Below are 26,085 nucleotides of genomic sequence, written 5' to 3'. Positions count from 1 at the left end.
GCCAAAACAAAGAAAAAATGCTAGAAAATGAACTTTTGATTATTCATGGAACACATTGTTATAGATCAGTCCAAAAAGAAAAAGGAGAATGAGTACCATTAGCATATCCGCCACAGATGCCAGGGCACAAAAAGAAATATGCTGCCAATCATATTCATATCCTTTATAAAGGGGACCCTGAGCCACTTCCCAAATAAAATTGAGGACAAAAGCCAATATGGCTATTTTCAGAATATATTGTTTATAGATACGTCTTTCTGTAACCCGTTTTAGGAAATAGAAAAACAACCCTATAACCAACCCTAAAGCAATTACCGGAATCACGAATATATCGGGACGAAGATTCTCCATACTCTTTTTATTTTTTGATCTTTTTAAACAGCCAGACTACAAGCAGAACTAATACAACAATGAGTAAAATTCCACCAAGCCACATGCCTACACACATAAGCCCACAATCGTCCATGTTCATATTGTCCATCATAGTTTTTATTGTTTAATGGTTATATAATTCGTGATAGTATTTCATCTATATATTTTTTACTTCTAAAATTTTTTTACGACTATTTAAAATCACTTATTGCTTTACTCAGATCATAAACTGCGACATCAGCAAACTCAGTCGCCAGGATACTCGAACCTGCTGCCGACCGATACCCACCCGCACAATGCACGACTACTGGCCTGTGATCAGGAATTTCAGTAATACGTTCTCTTAGTTCGGGTAAGGGTACATGGATGGCTTTCTCGAAAATCTTGCCATTAGCTACTTCAGGTTCATTTCTGATGTCGACTATGGTATAAACATCGGGGTTTTGTTTGAAATCCTGTAGGTCTATCTGCTGATCAGCATACAGGTCGTATTGCTCTAACTGATAGGTCATACCGGTAATATGACCTTCATAAGCTATTTTAGCTGTACGTCTAACCGCCTTTTCTAACATTGCCTGATCTTCAGCAACGAGATTGAAACTCTCATCAGGGCCTACTATTGAACCCAACCATGTCTCAAATTTTGATGTGTCATCCCCTAGTTGAATATTAATAGATTGCTTTATATGCCCTTTTTTAAACTTTTCCTGGTCTCTGACATCTATGATTAATGCCTTCTCATCAATTGTTTTAGCTTCAAATATTTTATGAATATCTTCCTCTGGTGAGTCTATACCTTTTCGGTTTACCTCAACCTCGTAGGGAAAGTATTTGGGAGTGAAAGCCTGACCATCCAGAAAATCCGTGATAAACTGATCCTTGTCTTTGATTTGAAAGGCCCAGTTATTACTTCTTTCCTTTCCTATTGTGGTCTCTAATTCTTTGCCCATGTTTTTTCCGCACAGCGAGCCCGGCCCGTGGGCAGGATAGACGATTGTATCATCATCTAATATGCTGAAGACTTTATTGATCGTATCGTACATCATGCCGGCCAGTTCATTTTTGCTAACCTGCATGTTGCCGGTACCCTCTCTGAGGTCGGGTCGTCCAACATCACCTACAAATAAGGCATCACCCGAAAAAACCGCTTTTTCAACACCATGTTCAAGTAATAAATATGCGTTATGGTCAGGAGAATGACCGGGGGTAAATAAAGCGCGAAAGGTTAAATCTCCAATTTGGACTTCTTCATTATGTCCAAGTTCGTTGGCATCGTAATAGACTCCCGCTTTTGAATTAATGTAGACAGGGGCATTAAATCTTTTCGATATTTCCAGGTGACTACTAGCAAAATCCGCATGCGGATGTGTTTCAAGTACTGCCACAATTTCCCCACCGAGTTGGTGTGCAAAATCAAGATAAGGTTGAATATCCCTTGCCGGATCTACCAAGACTATTTGCCCTTTACTTTCGATGGCGTAAGACAGTTGAGAAAGTGCTTTATCATAAAATTGTTTTATTTCCATAATGATCTTTTTTATATATTTTTCTCATCGTTTTTATCAATGAAATTTCCGCAGGTCTATTTTTCGATTTCAGTTTTATGCACAAAATAATCTGTCAGTTTTTCCCATTGAAATTTCTGAAAACCTGCCCACCCACCTTCTGCTATTAATGTGTTTATTACTTTACGACCAGCAGCTTCTTTTCCTTCATTATTTATTATTTCGTTTTTTCCGATTTCGTAGCCATAAAGTAATTCTCCTTTGCATTCCACTTTAAACGTACTACTGCTTTCCTGTACAAAAAAATGTTCTGTCTTCTTAGCATTTTTTCCCTTCGCCTCCGGCTTATTGCTAGGATGCACAGTAAATTCGGCACTGAATTCATCTTGTTGAATGTTTGAAATTATTACCCAATTCTCTGGAAGGGGTCCTGGAAGATTTATTTTTATGTAGTCATTTATTTCCGGTTTATCTGCAAGCTTTTTCTCTCCGGATACATCATATAACTGAAACGAGGAGGTAATTCCAGGCAATTTTGACCATTTATTTATGTCAAAAAGTTTTTTCTTAGCCCTCGCAAACCTCTTTGACATCTCTGTTTTATCTGCAAATTTATTTATACTTCTATAGATGCGATTCTCACCTTGAGTGCTGTTTGCTTTATTAATAGTATCTGCTGTCATGATTATATTGTTTATTAAACATTAAAATTGTACACCTTCGTAACTGTTGAGAGCTTTATCATAAAGTTGCTTTATTTCCAATCTTTTAATGCGTCAGATAGTGATTCGCCGGTTCTTAAATTTTCTTTATCAGACCTTAATCAACCCCTTATTAAAATATATCCTATTACAATCGCAACAATTATTAATACAATTACCAACACTTCATGTCGTCTTTTATCAATCCAAAATGTCAAACTGAAATTCTTGGACTTCTTTCCAAAACCTCCATGCACGCCATGATCTCCAGGCACAGGATCCCATAGATTATGATTTCTTCCATTATTTTCAGGCTGATCCGTTTGCTGACCGGAAATACCATTTCTGGAAAGTGTCCAGTCCACCAACCAAGGAGCCAGCCTGTTTCCCCATATAGTTTTTATGGTAGAAAAACCTACAAAATACTCTCTTCTTTTATGTTTTGCTGCGTGTACTATGGCTTTGGCAGCTACTTCGGGCTGATAGATAGTACCCATGGGCTTTGGCTTATTTGGCAATCTTGACTTAACAAACCCAAACTGAGTAGTATTCATAGCTGGTAATTCTACCGTACTAATCTTTATTTTACTTTTCTCATGGATAAGTTCAGCACGTAGGGATTCATAAAAACCTTTTACTGCATGTTTAGAAGCACAATATGCTGATTGTAAAGGAATTCCTCGGTAAGCCAATGCTGAACCCACAAAAACAATCGATCCTTCATTTCTCGCTTTCATTTTTTTAAGGACAGCCAAGGTGCCATAAACTTGCCCTAGATAGGTTACCTCGGTCACTCTGAGATATTCATCCGGCTCCATTTTACTTACGGGGCTAAATACGCTTACCATAGCATTATTTACCAAAACATCAATCTCTCCCAATTCCAATTCAATTTTATCTATGGCTTGAGCCAAAGCCTTTGCATCTGCCACATCTGCCTGAACATACATGCCTTTGCTGCCATAACTTTCAATTTCTCGCTTTACCGATTCAAGCGCTACAAGGTTTCTTGCTATTACAGCAACATTGTAACCTTGGCTTGCAAACTCTCTTGCACATGCCCGACCCAGCCCTGCCGAAGCCCCGGTTAGGACTGCTATTTTTGAGGTGATTTGATTTTTCATAGTTTCTTATTTTTTTCCATCTGAATCATATCAATCACCAAGCCTGACCACGTAAAATCTCTTGCCCCATGCCCCTCACCTGTAAATGGATTATAATATTCTCTAAAACCACTGATCTCTATAAGCTTTTCAATACTTTCAATTAGCTTATGAGCTTCTTTCTCCCAATCGTTTTCCATTAGATGCTTATGCATAAACCAATTGTATAAAATCCAGGTAGGACCTCTCCAAATAAATAATGACTGATTTGGATTGAATGCTGGATGATTTATTGAAACTGAAGGTATTGGGTATGGAACATCAAATTCATCTTTATTAAAAAAATGATTTTGAAGTACTTTTTTTGATATATCGGTAGGTATATCTTTTATTACTGTAGGAAAAAAAGCCGTTGGTGTAAGTACTTTTATTTTTTTATTGTCTTTGTCATGCACATCATAGAAAGCTGCTGTTTCTTTATCGTACATTACTTCAAGTATGCTTTTTACGGTCTGATCATATCTCGATTTATAGATTTGAGCATCTGGGTCTCCTAGTTTTTCACATAGCTGATGCATTGCTAAAAGATTCTGTGCGTAAATAGTATTAAACCCAACTTCCTTGACTATAAAATACCCCTTTTTAAAAATTTTTTCGCAATTGTAATTATTGAGAAAATTCCTAAAATCAATCCAAATAATTTTTACAAATAACCACCAATCAGCTTTCCCAGACGAGAAATTAACCACTTCATCAAAACTCGGTTTCCAATCAATACCTGACTCAAACGGTGAAATAATTGAAATCAAACCTTTTCCTTCAAAATCCCTATTGATGGCTATCCAATTATAATATTTTTTTAATTTGGGCAGCATCTCTTTCAGAAATTCGAGATCATTGGAAGCCATGAAGACTTTCTGCACTGCCTGGGCTACTAGCGGTGGCTGTATCAATGCACTCATATGAGTTTTCAAGAGCTTTAATTTTAAATTCGGCTTGGATTGAAACAAGTCACTTATACGCTTGGGAAACACATTATTCCAGTAAATCATGTGTCCCACAAAGCCATCTTCTTTTTGTAAAGAAAAAAGACTTTGCAAATGCTTTTTCGCCATATCAACACGATTTAAGGCTGTAAGAATAAATGCGTGAAAGCAAGTATCCCAAAAGAACTGAAATGGATATGATGACGGAGAAGGTTTAGTATAGTGAAAATGACGGCCAGCCGTTTTAGAGTATCCCTTTACCATATTCTCATCCAAAAGACAATTCACTTTATCACGTAATTCCTTCTCTGTCATTACACCATTATTTTACATATTTATCCCACAGTCCATAGCGCTCAATGATCTTTCCCCGGGGCAACGATAGGGCTGCTACAGCTATTCCCACCACTGCATCGCTTATGGAAAGTAATAGGGTACCATCCTGCACAAACCAAGGCAGAACTGCTATAGCTAAGCCTAATAACACATTGAAATATCGACCGATCATAAGAGGTTCTGCCATGCATACTACTGCTGTTACGACCACTAAAGCGCCTCCCAGGTGATTGATATCAGCGGCTTTGGTTTCTATGCCCACTCCAAATAGAGCCGGGGCAAACATCAGCCCAACACCCAGAATGGTAGCAAGGGTAAGCATCCATGATGAGCTCATCCCCCAAATGGAAGCTTTGAAGACTTTTCTGGGTTTTTGAGGAAAGCTGATTAGTTCAGGTGAACGGTTGTCGTTTTCGGTAGTTACCGGCTCGCCACCTTTCCAAAATACTTTCCAGAGCGAATCGCCCTTACGCTTTCTTTGCACCATGTGCTGTCCCATAGCAATCACCTCATCTATTTGTAGAGGAATCATGGGCAGCATAATGATGGCTGTAGCCAGGCAGAAAGTACACCAAGCTCCTACGCTAAGGGGCTGTGAAATCACTAAGAAGATGCTGACAAACCCCAGTGGTATCACCAAAATTCCAAAAAAAGTAACCATCCACGGCATGGTACGCCAACGTGATGTTCCGCCCATCCAGCCCATTAAAAATTCCAAAGTGTAGGCCAATGTGCCCAAAGCTGCATCAGATATGGGCCAGGAGTGGGACATTTTGGAATTCAGCACTTTCATTGTGCTATTTCCAAAAAACGGATCCCAGGCATAATCAATATATCCTAATTGAAATGCTCCCAAGTAGCGGGAGGCAATCCAGCCCACAAAAGCCAATGCGATCATGATCGCCCGCTGTGGCCAGCTTGATGGATTGTAACTCCATCCATCGGGAACATCCCCTCCCATTTTCATGTACATGATCATATTGGGCATTCCCGGTATAAGTACGGAAAGGGCAATAACTAATACACCCACCATTGTTCCATTAAGATATCCTACTGCGGTGGGCGACCAAAAAATCAATGGAGCCATACTGATCCAAATCCCGATGAAGCAACATATCCATATGCTATATGGGCGGTTTGGGGTCAATGCACGCCAGCCAAAAAATATCAGTAATAATCCACTAATGATATCACTCCATTTCATAGCGGCAATTCGTCCACTCATTGATAACCAGACATCCCTGCCACCACTTGGCTCAACTACATTCTTTGCATAATCAAAGGTCAGTGGTGAGGCCACCATCCATACGCCTAACATGACTAGTGACCAATAAATCCAGAGGGTATTGTTGTGATGCATGTTTAGCATTTCGCTGCGTTGCCCGCTATCCATCTTCATCCCACCATCATTATCCTGTTTATCATCATCTTGTTGGTCCTTTTTCATAGACATTTCTGCCATTGGCCGTGTAACGCCTCTCTTTCCCATTCCTCCCTGGTTTTGGTACTTATTTTGATCATCGTTTTTCATAGGGTTATCGGTTATAGTGGATAAATAAAAGTTAATTGACATCTCAAATCCATTTCATTTTTAACTCTATCGGAGGGAAAAGCTTTATTACCGTTTTTTAGTAAATGCAAATGTTACTCAATTACTCATTCAGATTTCGTGTTTCTTTTTCAGTCGATCCTTCGTATTTAGGCACGGGTCGATTTTTCTCTTCCTCTTCAGTTTCTACTACACCATTTTCCCTGATGTCATTGATCAACCATTGCATTTCCATAATTTCCCTGCGCTGGGCTTTAATAATTTCCTCGGCGAGCTTTCTCACCCGTATATCTTTTATTTGAGCTCGCTCACTTGTCAAAATAGCAATTGAATGATGTGGAATCATGCCTTCCATGTAGTCAACACCCGTGACTGTAATCTGACTTCTAACTAATCCAATACCACCGCCGATCATTAAAATCCCCAAAGCGATGATGGCTATATTTGCAACTCGACTTTTATACATATTCAGCATAAATAGAAGCATTATAATGACCATGGAACCAGCCATAATTACCGCCATAAAAAGCCTTGTTTCACTAAACCAGAAATGATCAATAATCTGGTAGGAATGAGTATACATCAAAAAGAACATTGCCACCATTGACGTAGCAATCATTGCAAAGAATTTTCCGTAATTGTTCATGTGTTTTTGTTCGTGTTGCATCTTGATTTGTTTATGGTGCTATAAAATAATTTTATTTAAGAGTTGTCTGCTTTAGGTAAAAAGTAAATAGATGGTGAAAAGGAGATAGACATTTTTATTTACATTTCTTTATGGTTTAAGGCAAAAACAATTATTTTTTATTAAAACTAATTTATTGAAAGTTGTTTAACAGTATTTAAGCTGATACTATTTAACACTTCTCTTAGCCGGGGACTTTCCTTTTCTGCCAATATAGTGTCTGCTTTTTCTTTTAGTTCCTGTCTAAATATTTTTCGGTGTTCTTCATACCCTTGCTCAAGTGTCTCCTTATCAATACTTTCATTCCGGTACCTGGTATGCAGTTCGTCCTGGTGTATCTTCAAACGGCTTGCTGCAAATTGTGTAAAATCTTCTATTTCGTTCTTGTTATCATGCATAGCTTATTTTTTTAAATGATAAAACACACATATTTGGAATGTTAAGACCCAACCAACTTTTAATCTCTTGATTGGCTGCTATTTTATTATCCAAACCTTTCCCGAATTACCCTTAGGACCGTTTTGGGTACTGGTAAGAATATAGGCTTCTCCACTATTGTCTTTTCCAAAACCCAATACATATGCACCCAACTCACTGCCCGGGTTATTTTTAAACCACAGTTTCTTGTACTGCCAATCGCTCCCGGTTCTATCTGCAGCAAATACAGCACCATCGGGTTTTTCGTGCTTTTGTGTCCACACCCCGAACAAGTATTTACTGTTTAATCCCGCAACTTCTTCCGCTTCATAAACTACACCGCCAACCGACACAATGCCTAGGCCATCGGGGAAGGACTTACTGTTTTTAAATTCGAGCACAGGGTCGATAAATGCATTGCCCATAGCATCTTTAGATGGACAGCTATCAGCGGGTTGCTTATTGTCTGCTGCATTAAAGCAATGCCTGCCTTCCTTTACATTCCAACCATAATTGCCTCCTTTCTCAATTACATCTATCTCTTCATATAACTCTTGCCCGGCATCGGCTGCTATTAGGCTTCCATCACCGGAAAAAGAAAACCTGTAGGGATTGCGAAGACCGAATGCATATATTTCTTTTAATCCGTTTTGTCCATCAGCAAAAGGATTGTCGGCAGGTATACCATAAGGGGTTCCGTTGTTTACATCAATGCGTAAAATGCCTCCCAACAGGTTTTGTTTTATATCTTGTCCGTTGCCGCCTTCGTTCGGTTTGTACCAATCCGGCATATGTCCCATTTCATTGTCGTTTGCACCGCCACCGTCACCAATTGAAATATATAAATATCCATCAGGACCAAAGGCTATTGTTCCTGCATTGTGATTATCCTGCGGCTGGTCTATCTGCAACACAATTCTTTCCGAAGTCAGGTCAGCAATATTAGCGTCGGATGAAACTTTGTACTCTGCAATGGTACTGGTGCAATTCCAGCCTTTGGGTGCAGAAGAGCGCAATGGTGAAGTGTAATACACGTAAAATTTTCCATTGCTTTTAAAGTCCGGGTGAAAAGCCAGGCCAAGTAAACCACGTTCTTCATGCATTGGTTTCAGGCTAACCATTTTTGCTTTGATGTCTAAAAAAGGCTGCCCCACTTTTTGCCCATTTTTCACTATGTTAATTTGACCCGTCTGGTCAACCACAAAAAGCCGGTCATCACCTGCAGGCTGCGTTAAATACACCGGCGAAACAAACCCTTCCGCCACAAGTTGCGCCGAAACACTATCAGGCGTTGCTGTATTTGCATTGTTGTTTACTACTGCCTGCTCATTGGTTTTTTCTTCCTTTTGATTATTGTTGCCGTAGGCAAACAGTGTTACCACACAGGCGGATAGCAGTATTGTTTTTAAAGATGTCATAATAAGTATGTTTAGTACTGACAAAAAATATTGATTCCGCAAACATGTTTTTTACTTAAGCTAATTGAAAATATGATGCCAAAGGATTGTGGGTCGGCAAGTGCACTCCACCAATTTCATAGGCAAAGTCTATGTATTCTGTTTTAGTGATGTGTGTATCCAGAACATTAATTCACTATTTTGACTGAAAGAGTATTTCAAAAACAGACGTTTATAAAACCTATTTACTAGTTCTAACTTTATTATTTTATCACTAATACGCCGCTAATCCTTGTTATTGTGATGGCAACTGGTGAAAAATTCAATGTAGAAACTTGATTATCCTTCACAAATGTTTAAAATGTCACTACGTTTAATTGTAGTTGGTTATTGAATCACGTTTGCTTAAATGCCATTTCATAATTATTGCTGTACTCGGCTTAAGGCTTAGAAGGAAGGGTGCTATAAGCCGAAACCTATTGGCATGAACATTTCAGTACCTGTAACAGAAGTTTCCCTAACTGGGAAAAAATATCACCGTTATTCAATATGATAATCAGAATAAATATTTACTAACAGTAATTTATGTGGCAAAGTGATACCACAGAGATAAGTTTTTTTAAGGGGATGTTATACTTATATCTGAAGATTTATATATGGGTTTATTGCTGCGAAGCAGTCTCCGAAACCCAGAAAGGTAATTTTAACCTCAAAAGGGTTCACATTGCCATCAGTAATTTAAGAAACACTTGCAAACTTTCCATATGATCAGTGAACGAATGATGCAGAATTTCCTGGACGAGTTTAGTAACAAACTCAACAGAAAAAAATTCGGTCAAAAATTTTATGACAGACTCATTATTGCTTCGATTTAACCATAATGGCAAGATTGCGGATATCAATAACAAGTATTATAGATTTCTAAAATTCAATCCTTTTATAATTCAGAAGGTGGCTCCAGATTATTTTCGTGATACCAGTTAAGAGGATCGGATTTAAGTTTTTCAATCATATCCGGCAGAGTGGCTATCAAAGAATGTCCAGGCTCCCAGTTGAGCAACTCTTTGGCACGGGAAATATCCAGTTCATAATGATCATCGGCACGGTCTATCATCCAAGGTTTAATAAATGGATCACCGAAAAGATCCATTGCCCAAGCACCGGCTTTAGCTATTGGTTTGGGTATCTCATAGGTCTCCCACTCCTCACCGTGAATCAACTTACCGATCTTGTTTTGCATTTTCTGATAGCTTGGGGTCTCTGGTTCTCCAATATTTATTGCAATCTCTTCAGGAAGTGATTTTCTTTTTTCTACTGTTCTTTCAAGGGCGTCCAGCAGGTCTTCCATGTGAAGGAATACATTGCCATGAGAAGTATCACCTGAGTAGAAATGACTGGTAAATTGCTTTTCATAAATGCGTTGTATTTGATGGGATACGGGAATAGAATGCCCATCGTCATCATACACGCCGGCCAGTCTTAAAAGAACAGCTTTCATGTCTCCTCTGTTCTCACGTATGATTTGCTCAGTATCCACTTTCGATTCGGGATAATCCCAATTAGGCGCAACAGGACAATCTTCATGGATCTTCCTGCCGGGCTCGGTGGGTCTATAGATCAGGTTGGTACTGGAAAAAATAAACTGCTCTACTTCAAAATCCTGCAGCACTTTGACAAAGTTCTCCGTTCCTTTGACAGTTACTTCCTCATATAAGGAACTGGGTTTACCGGAAAAGTCATAGTAGGCAGCCAGGTGGATCACGGATGCTATTTTTTTTCCATAAGCATAATTTACCCGCTCCATTGCCTTTTTTATGCTTTCTTCTGAAGTAATATCAAAGCATACGCATTCGGCTTCTATGGGAGGATGAGGATTCCCCTCCCTGTCTAGCCCAACGATGTTGAACTTTTCTGACAATCGTTTAATGATCTGCGTGCCGATTAGACCGCTACTTCCCGTGACGATTACTGTTTCCTTCTCTGAATTCCTGGATGTATTGGTAAAATATTGCATGTTGCTAAATTTTCTGTTACAAACCCAACTACAACAGCTCTAAAATGCCTTGCATTTTTTACATTATATAGCTGTTTTATCTCTTCCGTTGATTAGGCTTTCTCTATGAATCACATCAAATATCATTCGGCATGTGCTTTTTCATACATTTTTTTTCAGCTCAGTTAGGTTAGGGCCTTTTCTCAGGTAAATGCTGTCCGGGGTCGTAAGTTGACTTTAATCACAGCCAGCTTGTTGTTTTTATTCCTTCCTCCTCCGAATATCCATTTATGGCTACGGTTGTATTTTTTGTGTGTAAAATCTTCTAAGTCACCTTTCCATTTTAATGAAACCTTGTACCTTGACATAACTTAGTTGTTTTTAAGTGCCTTCAGATATTCCATTAACTGATCCAATTCCTTTTCTGATAAATGGTCCTTATCAAAGGCGGGCATAGCGCCTACTCCATGTCTTACCTGAAACCGTTTTGCAAATCCGGGTGCCCAGAGAATGGAAGGACCAAGCCCTGCTGCCCCTTGGGGATGGCACCTTTGGCAATTTTGCATGAAGATTTTTTCTCCGGCTATTTCCGAATCATTTAATATCTGCGCTCCTGCCAGAGGATGGCTTGACCGATGCGAACATCCAACCAGGAAAGTGGATGAGACCATGCATAGAATTGATAAAATCTGTTTGAATGAGACCATAATTACTTCTTTGTGATCTTCCAGACAACCCCCGTGCCCTTACGGGAAACGGTTCCTTTGCCGGATGTATCAATTATTCCAAAATCCACCACATAAAGAGATTTTCCATCAGGATGGAACTTAACCGCAATGGGACGTTCCAACCCGCCTTTTTTAAGCTGTGAAGCTGGACCGTTTTTATTTCCTTTGTTCAGGGCAAAATCCTGAACAATGCCCAGCTCCACGTCTACCATCACAACCTTAAACCCGACTGGTCCAAGCACTTTTCCTACATTTGGTGCCATATCCCCCAGCTGGGCGATGAAAGCCTTTCCGTTAAATCCGAAATCCTCACTGGTAGAAAAGTCCATTCCATTGGAAGATGAATGAACCCCCAACACGGCTACAGGTTTGGGAGGTTCAGAGGGATGATCTTTTAGCAGCAATTCTACCGTGCCTTTTCCGGGGACTTTGTATCCATGATGGTCTAAAGGTTCATGGCCTGAGTAATCGGGCCAGCCATACCATTGGTTTTCCTTTACTTCCCATAAAATGTCCCCTGTGCCCCAAACAGGCCTGCTTCCCCGGTCATCAAAACCATTTTCCACAACAAATAATTTATCATTATGGGCTGCCATGCCATAAGGGTTACGGAAGCCCCAGGCAATAAGCTCAGGTTCGCCTCCGTTCAGGGGAATCCTCATTAGAGAACCTGAGCACGGTAGGGATCCTTTTATGATTTGCCCTTCATGGGTTGTTGTATTGAATGGGACATACGACCCAGTATTGGCTTTATCATTCGGGTCTTCGGTCAACGGGTTGTCCGTTTTGTAGTTTTTACCATTTAGTACGATGTCGCTACAGGGAATGTCGTGGAAATCAGGGTGACGTTTTAACCAGCCGAACTGGGCGTTGTCCACACCCACTACGCCCGAATTTGTAGCAGTTCCTTGTCCAAAATATACATATCCATTCATTACTATCGGACCATTGGTATGATGGTCTCCCATGCTCGGCAGGTTTTCTATGAGTGTGGTCACCTCGCCTTCTTTGTTGATCCTTAAGATCTTGCCTCCGTTCCTTTCACCGCCTTCCGATACGTAAAATTGTCCTTCGTAAAAATCAACGCCATTCCAGGGGCCATTTTCCTCACCGGTTGCCACAACAGAAGCTTTAGCTGATGATTCTATTTTCAACAGGCGCGGTTGTGTCCAGGTTTCCCCGTAGGAATAGCCGGATTCAACCACATAAATCAGCCCCTCTCCATCGAATGCTATCCCCGTAGGAAAAGTCAAATCCGTTGCGACAGCTTCTATTGCATAACCTGTGGGCAACCCAATGTCCATCGGATTGATTTTTCTTTCAGAGGTTTTAGCTTCCGCCCCTCCGCGGGAGGGCCGTATGCCATAGCACCCATAAAGGAAAGGCAAAGCAATCAGCAACATTAAACATTTATATAGCTTTTGTTTCATAGTTTATTTCATTCAAGTAACAATCTGCCAATCATGGAATCAAAAAAAATATGCCTCTCAAATCATGAATTGCGATATCTGCTTACAGCTACTCATTATGTATCACTTGGACAAGAGGCCATTCCGCTTTTATCTATTATTCCCCTTTCTTACCAGATGGGCTCCTATTCCGGTTGCCCATGCCCATTCCTGAACTGGGCAAGTTCTATGATTTCTGCTTCCTGATCCTCTATGATCGTTTGTGCTTCCATCCGGGTGTTTTCGTCCACACCATAGTCCAATTCTATTTTGGCCATATCTATGGCGCTCTGGTGATGGTGGATCATCATCTCTGCAAAATCATAATCGGGATCATTGGTATAGTGCATAGCTTTCATCACCTCATCCATCTTCCTCATGGCCATGTCCATTTCTTCCATAAAACCTGTTCCATCTTGAGGAACGGGAGCGCCATGGGCCTCAAGAAAATCATTTAAACGTGCCATACTTGCCTCATTTCCTTCAAGGGTTTGTTGTGCAAGCATGAGCAAATTTTCGTGTTCCCCGTATTCTAAAACTATACTCGCCATGTCAACAGCGCCCTGGTGGTGGGGCAGCATCATTTCAGCAAAATCAACATCCGGATCCATGGTCATGGGAACAGCATGCATGTTTTCCATCATTTTCATCCGTGCCGCTTCCATTTCATTCATGAAGTCTTCATTGATGGACGGCGTAGTATCTTCATCGGTACAACCGGAAAATACGGTTAATGCTGCTATCATTATCAGCGAAGGTAAACGCAGTACCTTCGATAAATTTCGGCCATTTAAAATCTCTTTTTTCATGTTTTTACAGTTTCTTGTTTTCCATTAGGTCTTGTAACAAAACAACCGACACCAGATGTCTAGTATTAATCCGGGGCCGGTTGTCTTTGGAGTATTCGTTTTAAAGTCTGTTAGCCTTGAACTCCTGAAAAACTTCCGCATGCCTCAGCACATTCGCGACAGGCTTGGGCACATTGTTGGCAGTGGTCTGCGTCATGCTTGGCACATTCTTCGGCACATGCCCTACAAATCTCTTCACACTCCCTTACCAGGTGTTCGGCATGTTGGGAATGAGAGGCAACGAAACTAGCAGTCACATAACAGATCTTGGCGCAATCCCTGTCAATCCGAATACACTGTACCATCATTTTTATGTCCTGTTCGTCCAGACAGGCATCCGCACACATTTCGCATGCAGCTGCACATTCCGCTAATTTTTGAATCAATTCTTTGTTGTGAGCCATGGTAAATTCATTTTTATGGTTGTGAATATTTTATAGTAGCCGATTTCATCAGTTTTCTTATTAAATAAAAGATAACATAGAAACTGTAGCATATCCCGTGAAAAAGTAACTGTTTTTGCTAAAAAAAATATCGAAACGAAAAATTACGTCCCCCCAAAAGGTATTAGGCTTATCTTACTATGTAAAAAATTTCTTAGCCCGTTACGTGCAGGAAATATACCAGGCGGCATTCAATAGAACATGGGAGCATTAATCCCACAGATATGGTAGAAATCGCCACAAAGTGTCCTTGGACTCAGGTAACATAATCGGTTTATTATGTTCCTCTTCTGTTTGTATTATACCAGTTATATAATTAGGTGAGCCTCATAAATTAAATCATTTAAGATCTATTTACAGTATTGATTTACATCGGGGAAAGCCCGAAACCTATACTATTAAACAATTTAGTTTAACTACAATTTAATTTCCTTTCCTAACTACCAAATGCTTCTGCCCTGGATCATTCACTAGCCTATCCAATTCAGAAAGGATAATCTCCCGCACATCCTGCTTGATCTGTAGGTAGTTTCGCTGAACAATAGCATGATCCAACTTTCGGATTTCAGGGATAGGCACATAGTTTTCCTGCTCCTCTTTGAGGGCATTATGGTCGTTGATGATCTCCGAATGAAAAGCCTTCAGAGTCATTTTACAGTCCGGGTTATCGGCTACCATCCCTACAAATTCACCGGAGGAGAGCGAAGAAATAGTAGAAGGAGGAACGGCTGATTCCAGTTGTTTTGATTTGCTGATCGAAGTGTCTGCACTGTTGATCGAAAGACTCTGTCTGTCCTGCATGATCTTCCCTATTCGATCCGATAATTGTTTGGCAGAATCCCCCGTCACCTGTCCCGAAACAATGTTCCCAACTATGCCCATGATCACATCGGCTAACTCCCGCCCATAGTCTTTTCTGAGCTGGCTGAGATCCTGAATACCCAGCGTTGTGGCTACTTTATTGCTCCGAGCCGTGGCGATAAGACTGTCCATCCCATTCAAATATATCGTCGGAAACTCATCGAAAACCAAACTGCTTTTTAACTTTCCCTTTTGGTTTACCAGCTTCACCAGGCGGTTTACATACAGGGAAAGTACTGCTCCATAGATCTGGATTTTCTGAGGATTGTTCCCCATGCAAACCAGCTTTGGTTCTTCAGGATTATTGATATCCAGTGTAAAATCATTACCGGAAAGCACATAATACAACTGTGCTGAAGATAGCCTTGCCATGGATATTTTGGCAGAGGCAATCTGTCCTTCCAGCTGCTCCATCACATCATTTAGGTAAGCATTCACAAAGGGATTGATGAGCACATCAATATCCTTTTCTGTGCGTAAAACTGTAAACAATTCATCGTAATCCGCCTGCATCAATTCAATGACATGAGGTAAAGTACAGAACTCCCCACCGTTATACTTTCGCAGAAACCAGATGATGGCAGTGAGGAAATTGATCGGTGATTCTACAAAAAAGTCTCCCTGCTTTTTGATCCATTCCCTATTCAATCCCATCAAAATAGTCCGTGCCGACTCTGCTGCATCGGTAATATCCAACATGGTTTCAGGTGCCAATGGATTGCAGCGATGGCTCCGGGTGAGATCGTCAAAGTTGATTACATAGAATGCTGGAGCTACGGTATATTGATGCTTATTTTGCAGCCAAGTATTGTAAACGATGGATGAAAGATCATCGAATTTGAAGTCATACACGAACATGGAAAAGCCTTTTTTGATGTGCTGGGTGATCACATGTCGAATGACAAAATAGCTCTTCCCCGAACCCGGTGTTCCCAAAACCATCAGCCCACGAAATGGATTAATGACATTAATCCAACTGTTTCTAACCTTTCCTTTCAGGCTATATTTTGCAGGTAAATTGACTGAGAATTCATTCTCTAGCAGCCGCTCTTCCTGTGGAAAGGTCTCATTTTCTGAGTTAAAAACATCAGTACTGAGCTGGTCATGAATAATTCTCGAGAGCTTTGTTCCACCCGAAACTATAAGCAAAAAACCTAGGGAGGTGACTATCATGTAGGCAATAGAAATCCATTCTATTGGAGCTTTCCAATGCATTAAGACGTAACTCCCAAAGTAAAAACCTAGACCCAAAACTCCATAGACCGATGCTATTTTGGCATTCATCTTTTCATTCTTCCTACCCTTGATTCCCAATAGAGAGATAGCTAGCAAGGCAATCGCAATAAGCTTGGAAGTATAAAAATTCTCAAACAGACTGGTATTATAAATGTTCACTAAAACTCCATCTGTCAGATCCGAAACCAACCCCCAATCTTTAAAAGTAGCATAGCAGTAGTAATAAAAATGAAGTCCCAAAACCCCAATCCCCATTAGACGAGTCATATCCAAAATCTTGCATAAACCCTGCTCATTTTCTCCAGTCTGCATCCCCATCTTCTATTAGTTTTAGTGATTACTTTGTCACCTTTCTTTTCTTCCGTTTCTTTTTCCTCCATTCAAAAGGCAGGAAGTTATATGATTCATCAGGTGTAATTAAGGACTCCAACACTCCTCTAAAAGAGTCGTCTCCTCTCCTATTTTTCCTGTCAACTCCTAACTCCACTAGCCGGTTATCACCTTGATTTACCTTCGTTTGATTTGCTGACCTGATGAATGCTTGGGGAGATATAGCCTCATTTTTACTATTGATTTCCATTCGTTTTATCAGTCCATTCGCACTGTATTTTTTTCCCAATGCACTCCCATTAAACACACATTTGGTTCGATGGTCCACATAGGTAACTCCATACAATCGACCCTCTTCATTCTCCCGTTTGACAATGACAATACCCTGCTTCTCCAAGCTTTTTATTAACTCATCCAGACTACTTTCAGGCATTTTCATAATAGTCAGATCAATTGCTGAACGAATTGAATTGATATGTTTCTTGCGTTCTACTTTATTGGCTTCAAACTTAGATTCAATTGCATTAAGAGTTGCTCTAAAGTGAAAACTGCTTGCCTTTATCGGAACTCCAACTTTATTTCCTTCACTATCCAATACGCGGTAAACCAGCCCTCGATTTTTGAAAATTCTGGATGTTTCAGTCCCTCTATCCGCTACTATATTATAGCCTTTCAATACCGCATTTAGCTCAGGAAGTGAAGTGAATCGGTAATTTTTCAGGATGTGCTGCAGCACATTACCGATTGCCTGTTTGGTCTCAGATTTGCCATACTCAAGCCTAGCAATTGAAATAGGCTCGGCAATAAAAAGCCCTTTCTTTTGAGCCTCTGCTGGTACTAAACCAAATTTGATTTCAATTGCTTTTCGGGTCGGTTCAGACTTGAGTTTACCAATATTATGCAGGGGAATTCGCTTTCCATCCAACGCAATATTCGTAGTCACGATATGCAGATGAGGGTGGCCAGCATCGTTGTGTTTATACACCAGATAAGGTTGGTTTTCAAAGTCAATTCCGCTCATGTATTCTTTGGCAATTGCTTGTAATTTCTTGGCCTCAAAGTCCTCCCCCGGCGCAAAATTCAATGAAATATGGACTGCGTTCACAGTAGTTCTGGAGTTCAATTCAGTCAGTTTAAGCATATATTTCAGACGAATATCTGCAGACTGGGACGCTTCCTCAACCGGATAGTTTTGAGTAAAAAGCAATTCCGCCACTCCTTGCTCTACCTTATTTTCATTGTAGTGAAACGGTCGTCTCAAAGATGCGCTGGTCTTTATGATTGCAACCATTTCGCTGCCGTTTGATTAATAAATCTATTCACCAAATCCAGTGAATTCAGGATGTTTTTCTGAAATTCATGACCTTGGGTAAGGTTAGAATCGATTTCACTTTCACCCTGTGAATTTATCTTTTTTACTAACTGATTATAGTTGGTGGCAATCCCATGTAAGTCTCTTTTCAGAGCTGTTAACTCGGCCAAAAGCTCCTGCATTCCTGTATCCCGATACCTGCCGATAACAGGCCTTTTCAAAAGTAATTTCCTGGCATAATCACTCAGACTATCCTGAACTGTTTGCCCAAATTCTGTTTGGATTTTCTCATATTCTTGAAGTGTCAGCCTAACATGCAGCCATTTGTTTCTCTTGAGTTCTTCCTTCATCGCAGTTCATTTTCACAGTTCAAAAACTTTACAAATTCAAACCCCACGACTTCGGAGTAAGGGGTTTCAAGATCCGGTTGTGATACAACCGTACATCTTGCCGATTTCAGAGGACCCAGGAAATCCACCTAGCTTTTAGAATGATTTTGAAGCTTTAAGAAAATCACTTCAGACATTTCAGTTCCTCCTATCGGGTGATACAATTATAAAAAGTGCTCAGATCATTTACCTATCCTGATCAATTTCTAAATAGGCTCAAGTCATTGGTTCAAAGTAGATTTAGCTCAATAAATATTGTTACAACAAAACCAATAAAACTATGTCCAGTACATCACTTGAAACGATTTACGAAACCCTACTAGCAGTGCCAGGGATGCATGACCTTGTAAAAATTGATTTGAAGATTCCCAGAAAAACAGTGTTGCTCTTAACCGAAGTAATCACCCGTGGAATGGACCAAAAATTTGAATCCGGAAAAAACCCTATTCAAATCTCAAAAGAATCAGAAGAAGAACTGATTACCATTATCTCCGAAAGTCTGGAAAAAGCAGGACTCACTGAGCTAAGTTCTAAACTGAAGGCCTTATCCAATCCAGGTTAACCTATACTCCAAAACCAACAGCATATGAAAAGGCAAGAAATAGAAAAGGTAAACACGGAAGAAAGAATAGATTCTGACGCAAATCCGCTTACATCTTTCGGTCGAGAAAGTGACTATACGGAAGAACTTATCAAAGGTATTTGTGGAAAAAATGATTCAGAATTAAAGACACCTAAGGAAAGCAACCTCCAATCAAGGCATTCTGAAATTGCTCATAATAAGCAAGAAAAAGTAACAAGCCGAAATCAACGTTTCTCCAGAAAAAAGAGAAATGGTATCCGTTAAATGGTCATGCTTTTAAGTTTGTTAAAATAACAATACCAATTTTTATCAGGGCACCTGAGCTTTCAAACTACTCTAAAAATACAGACAGCTTAAGCATCATTCCAGTGATCAAATCAGCCTTATACGAATCGATTCATGGACAACGGGAATAAATCGGTTCGTATGGGGCTGATCAGCTTTTTACCATAGCCATTTTCCGCAGGAATAAGGAAGTGGGCTGTGGGATCTGTCTTATGTTCTGTTTTTCTTTTAACATCTTCTTTATTTCTTGACAAAGCAATATCTCTAACAAACATCCACCAAAACATTAACAGGAATATTCCTCCCAGTATCATCGGGACGCTCAAAATATTAGCAAACCTTTCAAGGGCTGAAATAAAAAGTGCTTTGGAATAGCTGGAATAATGCTGCAATCCTCCAATCCCTCGTCGCTCGAAACGTCTCTTCCCTATCCAATAACGGATTGCAAACCCAAACAGCATCAATGTGATTGCCAAAACGGAAACTACTAAATCCTGCAAAGTCATACTATCAGATTGTTAATATTAATGATACCCCATATCTGTTTCATCCATTCTTTTTTCAAGACTGTCTTTTAAGCTGTCCAAAAAGATCGTTCTACCTTTTTTCCTTCCTCTCATACTCTGAAATGTTCGATAAAAATTCCCCACCTGTACATTGAAAAGAGATTCCATGATGGATATAATCAACTTTACATCGCTCTTACCATGATTTACTGCTCCTCTAGAATGAAGTGCATAGGCCAATTCTATCAGAGCAGATTTCGAATCAGTCCATTCATGTCTGGCCTTTTCTTTACCTAAAGTATCGACCCCCATGTCTAGGTTGACCAATCTCTTCCTAACATATTCTGTAAGGTCCTCATATGCCATGATCCTGGCTAGATTACTGCTATTGATTGAAGAGAATTCTGGGTCAAAATCAATCGTATAGTCAGGTATCAAAGACACAGGTTTGGAATTTTTCAGGAATAAAAGTTCATCCTGATCACTTCTATCCAACTGATGGTAGATGTAGAGCTGGTGATTTCTAGCAAAAAAATCTTGCATCTGATCCATCATGTGATGGTAGTAATTTTTCACTTGTTCCTTTTTCCCTATAGGCTTTTTTGACTCTAGGTAGGTTAGCTCAGAATAGAAGATCAGTTCCTTTAAAAACGTCGGTTTATACTCTTTGAAAAACAAGATCTCCTCTTCTGAATTCATAAACTGATAAGTAGACATAAATGCTTTGAGTTTAATCAATATCCCATTGACCACCCTGCCACATCTTTCTACTTTCTGTAGCTCATTAAATGTCTCTTGTGTTACTCGCTTTAGGGACTCTTCCATCTCCACCAAAAGCGATTCAATAATTGCTTTCATATCCCCCTTATTTATTACTAAAACACCTCCCGCCTCTCAACTCATTCAGTGCCTCACTCTTTACTAACTTCCCCATTGTCATTTGACAATGAATTATTATTCCCTTGCCTCAAAACTATTCATATATGCCTCCAAATTCCCTCTGCAATGGTCAAGGAATACAGTTCGGTTTTTCTTTCTGGACTTGATTTCCAGAAAGGTTCTGTAATAATCATGCAGCTCCTTTCCAAATACCTCACCGATGGAGGTTGCCAATTCCGCAACGCTGGCATTTCCGTTATTTATAGCATTAGAGGTTTTTAATGCGTACACCAACTCCACCATATCCGTCTTCTTTCCCGTCCAAAACAGCGGTGGGTTTTTATCCTCCTCTACCAATGGCTGGTTAGACCCCTGTAGGACATTTATCTGACCTTGAATGTAATCTGCCAGTGCCAGCGTACCCATGATCCTGGCACAGTACAATGTATATACAGTGCAATACCTGGTATCTAGGGTATGCCAGAACAAATTAGGTTTATAGATAGGCGCTTGTGCACTTCTTAAGAAAAACACCTTATCCTGATTCTCTTTTTTCATCAAGAGGTAATTGTATAAGTTTTGGTTGTTTTGCAGGAATTCCTGCACGCTGAGCTGTTCTTTTTCGTAGAATTTCCTGATTTCAGTTTCTGGCCCTGCAGGCTTGATAGACTCCATATTGAACAATTCAGAGAAATACACAGACTCCCTCAGGAAGTAGGTCATGTGATATTTAAAGAATTCTATTTCCTCTTCCTCAGACACAAAGACATATTGATCCATGAAGAATTTTATCTTATCCATAGCCTTATCCACCAGGTGAAAAGCAGATTCAAACTGGATAAGTTTGTTTTCACCATCCAGTTTCAGGATACCTAGCTCATTCTTTAATTTGGAAATTATCTGGGTCGAAAACGCTAATATGCTCATAGGTTAGAAATTTAATCCCAAGATCAATTCTTCTTGTACCGTGGAGAAATTGAAAGTGACCAGTGTACTGATCCGGCAATCTTATATTTAATCTGCTTGAGGTACTTCAGAACACCGCTATTTTCTGGCCTGTATTCTTCCTTCCATCTCCTTTCCAGCACCATAAAATTTTCCAATGTCTCCGCATGCTGGTTTAGTACTTCATGCTGAGCCATTTTGAAATCAATTCGCTTATGATGCATGAGTAGCGCCACAGCATTCATAAAATCCCCCTGAGATGCTTCCTTTTGGTATGAAATCAAATCATTGGATAGGTAGATTAGCTTAGCCGCCAATCCACGAAGCTCGGTTGTTTCCTGCCAGTCAGAAGAATTTTTGTCAAATTTATCACCAGATTCAAAGGCACAGAGTGATAGGGCAAGATTCCCTCCGGAAAAAACAGGTCGCAATAGTTGGTAAGCCTCAAAACTAGGTGGCGTTCCCTTGTCCTTATATTCGGCTTCCACTTTATTCTCTTTGAGATAATTTAATACCTCGGAATAAATAAGCTTCTTCAGTTCTCTATCATCTGAAACCAGCATACTGAATTCATTTGCTAGATCAATAAAGGCATTTAGGTATACCGTAATGCGGGTAGGACTAAATCCCAATGGTTTACCATCCACAATGTTTTCAACTCCAATCAGAAGATGATCCCAAAAAACGGCCTTCTGGCCAACATGTAAATCATCCGTCATATCATCCAGATAAAACAGCCATAGATAAAGCTTGGAAATCCACAACCCTCGCTCAATATCAATCTCCGGATAAAGACAGGAGGACAGGTAACTGAACTTCTGTTTTTTGTAATAAGTGATTTCTTCAATGTTCCTAAGAATTGAATGGAAGTGAAAAGCCCAGGATACAGTTTGTTCCTCAATATCAGCCGCATCATTATGAACATATGCAGGGAATGGATATTGGAGTAATTTTCCAAATTGCCCAATTTCACCAACTGCTTTGATATCCTTATTATCTTTCTTGATACGCGCTGCAGTGGCGTAGCTTACCCCTAGAAGGCTTGCCTTTTCATTATTCGTAAGATCATATTTGAATGAGGGGAATTTCTCCTCTATCACACGGATTTTATCACGGTAGTTCATCTGCGTGAAAGCATGCCACTCAAAATCAGCATGCCTGACTTTAGCTATCTGGGATTTTGAAAAGTCTGTAAATTCTGGAATTTCCTTCAGCAGCAGTTCTTCATTAGGGTAACTAAGGCTTATGTACACAGATTCTCCAAATGATTTAAAACGATATTTACTGGGAACCTGTGTTTGATAAGATTCAAAATCCATAAAGACATCGCCTGGAAAATAAAGCCTGGATAGTTTATTCATGTAATACATCCCGATCATCCCTTCTACCAGAAACCTTGATTCATTTTCGACAGAACCGGCGTGACGAATAGTAGCTTTCCGTTTAGCAATACCTATTTCCAAAAATTCGCCCAATCTTTCCAAAGCGCTATCACTTACTTTGCTTTCCAGGCCGAAAAGCTTTTTTAAAAAGGTCGGGTCCAACTCGTTCCGCTTCATAATGATATCTCTAATTAGTTGTTACATGGATTTCCGATCACAAAACTACTTGCAGAGCCCCTTAACTTATTTTGCCTTTACAGTTGAAGATTCAACTGTTGAACTTGGATAGTTCCCTTTTTAATTAAAAAAACAGTAATACAGTTTATAGTCCTGACACCTAAAAACCAAGGAATCAACTATATTATTTTCTTGAATTTCTTGAAATTGTATAATTGATACACTTTTAAAGTTTATCACACAGCTTGTGAATTCTGGTTTTTTAAAATACCCAACTTCCTATCCTACATAAACAGGAATGGAAAAACCAGAAAAATCAGCTATCCCAAGCATCCTGCTGATCCTCTTGTGGGGCTATACAGGATTGGACAAACTTATCCGCTGGGATGCCAGCAGAAAGGCGTTTCATAACCAAACCTTTCCGGCGGAATTGGCAGAGATTCTAGCATTTGCTGTACCTATCTCAGAGCTCCTGATTGCCTTGCTCCTGCTCTTTTCGGTCAGCAGATGGTGGGGATACCTCTCTAGTATCCTCCTCCTCACCGTCTTCACCACTTATGTGGGACTGATCTGGGTGGGAGCTTTCCCAAGAGTTCCCTGCAACTGTGCCGGGATTCTGGAATCACTGGGATGGGTGGAGCATTTCTGGCTCAACTGTTTTATGATTTTGCTAAGCATCATTGGGCTGTACGTTACAAAAAAAACGGGGCAGGAAAAGGCATTATCCCACCCCAAAAAATTACACTAATAAGAATTAAATCAAACCCATTACTTACATCGCCTGTCTCCGGGTCTGGAAGTGGAGACTCCAAACTATACTGGGTGATGTAAAAGGGAGAAGCCGAAAACCCTTTTCAGAGTAGGCATTTTATCCACATCCCGAAGGACCTAATACATGGTATTTTCGGGATCCTAAACGGTTTCCCTGTTTTTGATTTGTTAAAAAACAGGACATAACGATGAATAAATTAATCAAATCGCTGCCTGCACTCGCTTTGGTGCTGGCGGCAACTTTTGCCTTTGCGTTTGGTCCAAAGGATTTAGCCATGAACCAATACGGTGAGGCTACGGGTCAATGGTACAATGTCACAGGAATAACTCCTGGACCCAGTACCTATACCTGTGATCAATTGACAGATGCAGAATGTCTTCATGATGCAGTGAATGGAAATCCCATCAACCCTGATGAAGACAAGGTATTTGTAAAAAGAGGCACACTGCCTCCTGCTGACTAAGTAGTTTAACCTGTAAAGCCCGGGATTCATGACCCCGGGCTTTTTTAGTTATTCTCCAGTTCCAATTCATAGCTAGGTAAGATCAGATACAGTTTATCTGATCCTGTCAATTGATAGTTCTGGTCTGCAATTTTTCTGGTAGGAACATCATCCAATTCCCCTAATGCATGCAGCCGCTTCATATCCATCCATCTAGTACCCCGAAAGACCAACTCCTTTTGTCTTTCTTCCAGAACCAAATCCAAGGGGTTTTTGGAGAGGTTCCCCTCCCAAAAATCCATGGACTGATATCGCTTCTCTGCCAAAATAGCCATCAAATCCAGCCCCTCCTGGACTCTATCCATTCGGACCAACGCTTCCGCACCACTCAGGTACATCTCCGGTAAGCTAATCCCTGTGAATAGATTATAATCTCCATTGTAGGAACCTTTGAAAAGGAATTTTTCTCCTGACTCCGTAAAGAATAGCGGTTTTCTTAAATCACCTTCCTCATACATCCCCATCAAGTCGGGATTGATGTAGGTCGCCGAACTCGCTGTCACCGAAAAACTACTTGTAATCCCATAATACATTACCTCTGAATTAAACAAGCTAAAAGGATAAGCAGCCGTGCTGTCCATTTCATGGTAATCCAGTAAGGATACGGTTCCCTGCTCCAGTATATAGTTAGCTGCATTCAAGGCATCTTCCCACCGTTCTTCGTATAAATAGAGCCGGGCCAAAACTGCTTTTACCACCTGCTTATTGGGTCTGTTTTTAAATTGGGAACTTGAGCCCATTAACTCAAAAGCCTCTACCAGATCCTGCTCTACTTGGACCAATACTTTCGAGACAGGCCACCATTGGGAAGACTCGTTGACATTCGGATTGAGCTTGACCGGCAATTTAATCTCATCGCCTCCCAGCATCGGAGAAGGCAAAAACAGCTGGGACAACTGGAAATAAGCCAAAGCCCGAATAAATAAAGCCTCTCCCCGTAAGTTTTTGACCTCGGTCCCTGTCCCCAAACCTTCCAAAACTTCCAGAGAAACATTGGCTGTAAAGATTTTACGATAGAGTTTGGTGTAATCTGTGGAGCGTTCCGAAGGTTCAAACACCTGCTGCTTCCAGAGATAGGTATTTTGTTCCCATGGACTCAGGCTTTCCCAGTTTGCATCCTCGGTTACCCAATCATCTGCCAAAATAAAATCTGCCAGGGCATTGTCATTCAAGTTGGTATAATAATCCAATAAGGCCCGTACATCTTCTACTGTTTGGGGAACCAAGATTGATTTTTCCGGTTTTTCATCCAGAAAACCCTCACAGGAAATCAACCCTAAAGAGGCTATCAGTAGCAGGAATCTATTTTTTATTGCTTTCATATTCTTTAATTTTTAGGAATGGAAAAGGGTGGTCAGGAATTCTGACTGGGAGGTATTTGGATTTAATTCAACTAACCTTATTAAGAAAATTCA

At 40.2% G+C, this 26,085-nt stretch carries 26 protein-coding genes and 1 pseudogene; 5 read left to right on the top strand and 22 right to left on the bottom strand.

Annotated features, from left to right (window positions below):
- Positions 1–39: 39 nt before the first annotated feature.
- The 9 genes from AACZ73_RS21120 to AACZ73_RS21080 all read right to left on the bottom strand — a co-directional run bounded on the left by AACZ73_RS21120 (position 40) and on the right by AACZ73_RS21080 (position 9,072).
- Positions 40–351, bottom strand: coding sequence for a hypothetical protein (locus tag AACZ73_RS21120; RefSeq protein WP_233758023.1), 312 nt, complete (start codon positions 349–351; stop codon positions 40–42).
- A gap of 212 nt (positions 352–563) precedes the next feature.
- The gene (locus AACZ73_RS21115) at positions 564–1,898 is read right to left on the bottom strand and encodes a rhodanese-like domain-containing protein (protein WP_233758021.1); all 1,335 of its coding nucleotides are present in this window, start codon (positions 1,896–1,898) and stop codon (positions 564–566) included.
- Between the two features lie 56 nt (positions 1,899–1,954).
- On the bottom strand, positions 1,955–2,560 hold the full coding sequence (locus tag AACZ73_RS21110) for a hypothetical protein (RefSeq protein ID WP_339880827.1): 606 nt from the start codon (positions 2,558–2,560) through the stop codon (positions 1,955–1,957).
- Between the two features lie 140 nt (positions 2,561–2,700).
- Positions 2,701–3,702, bottom strand: coding sequence for an SDR family oxidoreductase (locus AACZ73_RS21105; RefSeq protein WP_339880826.1), 1,002 nt, complete (start codon positions 3,700–3,702; stop codon positions 2,701–2,703).
- On the bottom strand, positions 3,699–4,943 hold the full coding sequence (locus tag AACZ73_RS21100; RefSeq protein WP_339880825.1) for a trehalase-like protein: 1,245 nt from the start codon (positions 4,941–4,943) through the stop codon (positions 3,699–3,701). Before AACZ73_RS21100 ends, AACZ73_RS21105 begins: the two co-directional genes overlap by 4 nt.
- A gap of 46 nt (positions 4,944–4,989) precedes the next feature.
- Positions 4,990–6,534: a vitamin K epoxide reductase family protein gene (locus tag AACZ73_RS21095; protein WP_339880824.1), complete on the bottom strand. Its 1,545-nt coding sequence runs from the start codon at positions 6,532–6,534 to the stop codon at positions 4,990–4,992.
- A gap of 121 nt (positions 6,535–6,655) precedes the next feature.
- Positions 6,656–7,219, bottom strand: a complete 564-nt coding sequence (locus tag AACZ73_RS21090; RefSeq protein ID WP_339880823.1) for a DUF305 domain-containing protein — start codon at positions 7,217–7,219, stop codon at positions 6,656–6,658.
- Between the two features lie 146 nt (positions 7,220–7,365).
- Entirely contained in the window at positions 7,366–7,635 is a 270-nt protein-coding gene (locus AACZ73_RS21085) for a hypothetical protein (protein WP_339880822.1), read from the bottom strand.
- 78 nt (positions 7,636–7,713) lie between these two features.
- Positions 7,714–9,072 carry a PQQ-dependent sugar dehydrogenase gene (locus AACZ73_RS21080; protein ID WP_339880821.1) on the bottom strand — a complete coding sequence of 453 codons (1,359 nt, stop codon included), beginning with the start codon at positions 9,070–9,072 and terminating at the stop codon, positions 7,714–7,716.
- A 672-nt stretch (positions 9,073–9,744) separates the two neighbouring features.
- Between AACZ73_RS21080 and AACZ73_RS21075 the strand changes: the two are divergent.
- Positions 9,745–9,926 (top strand): annotated as a pseudogene (locus tag AACZ73_RS21075) (IS1595 family transposase); the annotation flags it as partial.
- 62 nt (positions 9,927–9,988) lie between these two features.
- On the opposite strand, the gene AACZ73_RS21070 reads toward AACZ73_RS21075, so the two are convergent.
- The 8 genes from AACZ73_RS21070 to AACZ73_RS21035 form a co-directional block, all read right to left on the bottom strand.
- Entirely contained in the window at positions 9,989–11,065 is a 1,077-nt protein-coding gene (locus AACZ73_RS21070) for an NAD(P)-dependent oxidoreductase (RefSeq protein ID WP_339880820.1), read from the bottom strand.
- A gap of 350 nt (positions 11,066–11,415) precedes the next feature.
- On the bottom strand, positions 11,416–11,715 hold the full coding sequence (locus tag AACZ73_RS21065) for a cytochrome c (protein ID WP_339880819.1): 300 nt from the start codon (positions 11,713–11,715) through the stop codon (positions 11,416–11,418).
- A gap of 38 nt (positions 11,716–11,753) precedes the next feature.
- Positions 11,754–13,202 (bottom strand): glucose dehydrogenase, encoded by a 1,449-nt coding sequence (locus AACZ73_RS21060; protein WP_339880818.1) that lies wholly within the window; start codon positions 13,200–13,202, stop codon positions 11,754–11,756.
- Positions 13,203–13,366: 164 nt separating this feature from the next.
- Positions 13,367–14,029 (bottom strand): DUF305 domain-containing protein, encoded by a 663-nt coding sequence (locus AACZ73_RS21055; protein WP_339880817.1) that lies wholly within the window; start codon positions 14,027–14,029, stop codon positions 13,367–13,369.
- A gap of 110 nt (positions 14,030–14,139) precedes the next feature.
- On the bottom strand, positions 14,140–14,376 hold the full coding sequence (locus AACZ73_RS21050) for a four-helix bundle copper-binding protein (RefSeq protein WP_339880816.1): 237 nt from the start codon (positions 14,374–14,376) through the stop codon (positions 14,140–14,142).
- Between the two features lie 558 nt (positions 14,377–14,934).
- Positions 14,935–16,926: a conjugal transfer protein MobC gene (mobC, locus tag AACZ73_RS21045; protein WP_339880815.1), complete on the bottom strand. Its 1,992-nt coding sequence runs from the start codon at positions 16,924–16,926 to the stop codon at positions 14,935–14,937.
- Positions 16,927–16,945: 19 nt separating this feature from the next.
- The gene (locus AACZ73_RS21040) at positions 16,946–18,229 is read right to left on the bottom strand and encodes a relaxase/mobilization nuclease domain-containing protein (protein ID WP_339880814.1); all 1,284 of its coding nucleotides are present in this window, start codon (positions 18,227–18,229) and stop codon (positions 16,946–16,948) included.
- A complete protein-coding gene (locus AACZ73_RS21035; RefSeq protein WP_339880813.1) occupies positions 18,214–18,600 on the bottom strand; it encodes a hypothetical protein in 387 nt (128 codons plus the stop codon). The genes AACZ73_RS21040 and AACZ73_RS21035 overlap by 16 nt, the downstream gene beginning before the upstream one ends.
- A 319-nt stretch (positions 18,601–18,919) precedes the next feature.
- Here AACZ73_RS21035 and AACZ73_RS21030 point away from each other — a divergent pair, with 319 nt between their 5' ends.
- Both AACZ73_RS21030 and AACZ73_RS21025 read left to right on the top strand, forming a co-directional pair.
- Positions 18,920–19,201 (top strand): hypothetical protein, encoded by a 282-nt coding sequence (locus tag AACZ73_RS21030; protein WP_339880812.1) that lies wholly within the window; start codon positions 18,920–18,922, stop codon positions 19,199–19,201.
- A gap of 24 nt (positions 19,202–19,225) precedes the next feature.
- Complete coding sequence (locus tag AACZ73_RS21025; protein ID WP_339880811.1) at positions 19,226–19,486, top strand: hypothetical protein; 261 nt, start codon at positions 19,226–19,228, stop codon at positions 19,484–19,486.
- A 119-nt stretch (positions 19,487–19,605) separates the two neighbouring features.
- Here the strand turns inward: AACZ73_RS21025 and AACZ73_RS21020 are convergent, their stop codons facing one another.
- From AACZ73_RS21020 to AACZ73_RS21005, 4 genes are all read right to left on the bottom strand, one after another.
- Positions 19,606–20,013 carry a hypothetical protein gene (locus AACZ73_RS21020; RefSeq protein WP_339880810.1) on the bottom strand — a complete coding sequence of 136 codons (408 nt, stop codon included), beginning with the start codon at positions 20,011–20,013 and terminating at the stop codon, positions 19,606–19,608.
- Positions 20,014–20,031: 18 nt separating this feature from the next.
- Positions 20,032–20,871 (bottom strand): RteC domain-containing protein, encoded by an 840-nt coding sequence (locus AACZ73_RS21015; protein WP_339880809.1) that lies wholly within the window; start codon positions 20,869–20,871, stop codon positions 20,032–20,034.
- Positions 20,872–20,967: 96 nt separating this feature from the next.
- Positions 20,968–21,819 (bottom strand): RteC domain-containing protein, encoded by an 852-nt coding sequence (locus AACZ73_RS21010; protein WP_339880808.1) that lies wholly within the window; start codon positions 21,817–21,819, stop codon positions 20,968–20,970.
- Between the two features lie 23 nt (positions 21,820–21,842).
- Positions 21,843–23,396: a terpene synthase family protein gene (locus tag AACZ73_RS21005; RefSeq protein ID WP_339880807.1), complete on the bottom strand. Its 1,554-nt coding sequence runs from the start codon at positions 23,394–23,396 to the stop codon at positions 21,843–21,845.
- Between the two features lie 298 nt (positions 23,397–23,694).
- Between AACZ73_RS21005 and AACZ73_RS21000 the strand changes: the two genes are divergently transcribed.
- Together AACZ73_RS21000 and AACZ73_RS20995 are read left to right on the top strand one after the other, a co-directional pair.
- The gene (locus tag AACZ73_RS21000) at positions 23,695–24,144 is read left to right on the top strand and encodes a MauE/DoxX family redox-associated membrane protein (RefSeq protein ID WP_339880806.1); all 450 of its coding nucleotides are present in this window, start codon (positions 23,695–23,697) and stop codon (positions 24,142–24,144) included.
- Between the two features lie 211 nt (positions 24,145–24,355).
- Entirely contained in the window at positions 24,356–24,631 is a 276-nt protein-coding gene (locus tag AACZ73_RS20995) for a DUF6520 family protein (RefSeq protein WP_323836737.1), read from the top strand.
- A gap of 44 nt (positions 24,632–24,675) precedes the next feature.
- Here the strand turns inward: AACZ73_RS20995 and AACZ73_RS20990 are convergent, their stop codons facing one another.
- Positions 24,676–25,992: a RagB/SusD family nutrient uptake outer membrane protein gene (locus AACZ73_RS20990; protein WP_339880805.1), complete on the bottom strand. Its 1,317-nt coding sequence runs from the start codon at positions 25,990–25,992 to the stop codon at positions 24,676–24,678.
- Between the last annotated feature and the right edge of the window lie 93 nt (positions 25,993–26,085).

The organism is uncultured Algoriphagus sp. (assembly GCF_963974835.1).
Lineage (GTDB): Bacteria > Bacteroidota > Bacteroidia > Cytophagales > Cyclobacteriaceae > Algoriphagus.
Note: the sequence above shows the minus strand (reverse complement) of the source record. Positions and strands in the feature narration are given on the sequence as shown.

Coding starts and splice junctions, on each gene's coding strand:
- AACZ73_RS21120 (WP_233758023.1), bottom strand. CDS start 351: ATGGAGAATCTTCGTCCCGATATATTCGTGATTCCGGTAATTGCTTTA.
- AACZ73_RS21115 (WP_233758021.1), bottom strand. CDS start 1,898: ATGGAAATAAAACAATTTTATGATAAAGCACTTTCTCAACTGTCTTAC.
- AACZ73_RS21110 (WP_339880827.1), bottom strand. CDS start 2,560: ATGACAGCAGATACTATTAATAAAGCAAACAGCACTCAAGGTGAGAAT.
- AACZ73_RS21105 (WP_339880826.1), bottom strand. CDS start 3,702: ATGAAAAATCAAATCACCTCAAAAATAGCAGTCCTAACCGGGGCTTCG.
- AACZ73_RS21095 (WP_339880824.1), bottom strand. CDS start 6,534: ATGAAAAACGATGATCAAAATAAGTACCAAAACCAGGGAGGAATGGGA.
- AACZ73_RS21090 (WP_339880823.1), bottom strand. CDS start 7,219: ATGCAACACGAACAAAAACACATGAACAATTACGGAAAATTCTTTGCA.
- AACZ73_RS21085 (WP_339880822.1), bottom strand. CDS start 7,635: ATGCATGATAACAAGAACGAAATAGAAGATTTTACACAATTTGCAGCA.
- AACZ73_RS21080 (WP_339880821.1), bottom strand. CDS start 9,072: ATGACATCTTTAAAAACAATACTGCTATCCGCCTGTGTGGTAACACTG.
- AACZ73_RS21070 (WP_339880820.1), bottom strand. CDS start 11,065: ATGCAATATTTTACCAATACATCCAGGAATTCAGAGAAGGAAACAGTA.
- AACZ73_RS21065 (WP_339880819.1), bottom strand. CDS start 11,715: ATGGTCTCATCCACTTTCCTGGTTGGATGTTCGCATCGGTCAAGCCAT.
- AACZ73_RS21060 (WP_339880818.1), bottom strand. CDS start 13,202: ATGAAACAAAAGCTATATAAATGTTTAATGTTGCTGATTGCTTTGCCT.
- AACZ73_RS21055 (WP_339880817.1), bottom strand. CDS start 14,029: ATGAAAAAAGAGATTTTAAATGGCCGAAATTTATCGAAGGTACTGCGT.
- AACZ73_RS21050 (WP_339880816.1), bottom strand. CDS start 14,376: ATGATGGTACAGTGTATTCGGATTGACAGGGATTGCGCCAAGATCTGT.
- mobC (WP_339880815.1), bottom strand. CDS start 16,926: ATGGGGATGCAGACTGGAGAAAATGAGCAGGGTTTATGCAAGATTTTG.
- AACZ73_RS21040 (WP_339880814.1), bottom strand. CDS start 18,229: ATGGTTGCAATCATAAAGACCAGCGCATCTTTGAGACGACCGTTTCAC.
- AACZ73_RS21035 (WP_339880813.1), bottom strand. CDS start 18,600: ATGAAGGAAGAACTCAAGAGAAACAAATGGCTGCATGTTAGGCTGACA.
- AACZ73_RS21030 (WP_339880812.1), top strand. CDS start 18,920: ATGTCCAGTACATCACTTGAAACGATTTACGAAACCCTACTAGCAGTG.
- AACZ73_RS21025 (WP_339880811.1), top strand. CDS start 19,226: ATGAAAAGGCAAGAAATAGAAAAGGTAAACACGGAAGAAAGAATAGAT.
- AACZ73_RS21020 (WP_339880810.1), bottom strand. CDS start 20,013: ATGACTTTGCAGGATTTAGTAGTTTCCGTTTTGGCAATCACATTGATG.
- AACZ73_RS21015 (WP_339880809.1), bottom strand. CDS start 20,871: ATGAAAGCAATTATTGAATCGCTTTTGGTGGAGATGGAAGAGTCCCTA.
- AACZ73_RS21010 (WP_339880808.1), bottom strand. CDS start 21,819: ATGAGCATATTAGCGTTTTCGACCCAGATAATTTCCAAATTAAAGAAT.
- AACZ73_RS21005 (WP_339880807.1), bottom strand. CDS start 23,396: ATGAAGCGGAACGAGTTGGACCCGACCTTTTTAAAAAAGCTTTTCGGC.
- AACZ73_RS21000 (WP_339880806.1), top strand. CDS start 23,695: ATGGAAAAACCAGAAAAATCAGCTATCCCAAGCATCCTGCTGATCCTC.
- AACZ73_RS20995 (WP_323836737.1), top strand. CDS start 24,356: ATGAATAAATTAATCAAATCGCTGCCTGCACTCGCTTTGGTGCTGGCG.
- AACZ73_RS20990 (WP_339880805.1), bottom strand. CDS start 25,992: ATGAAAGCAATAAAAAATAGATTCCTGCTACTGATAGCCTCTTTAGGG.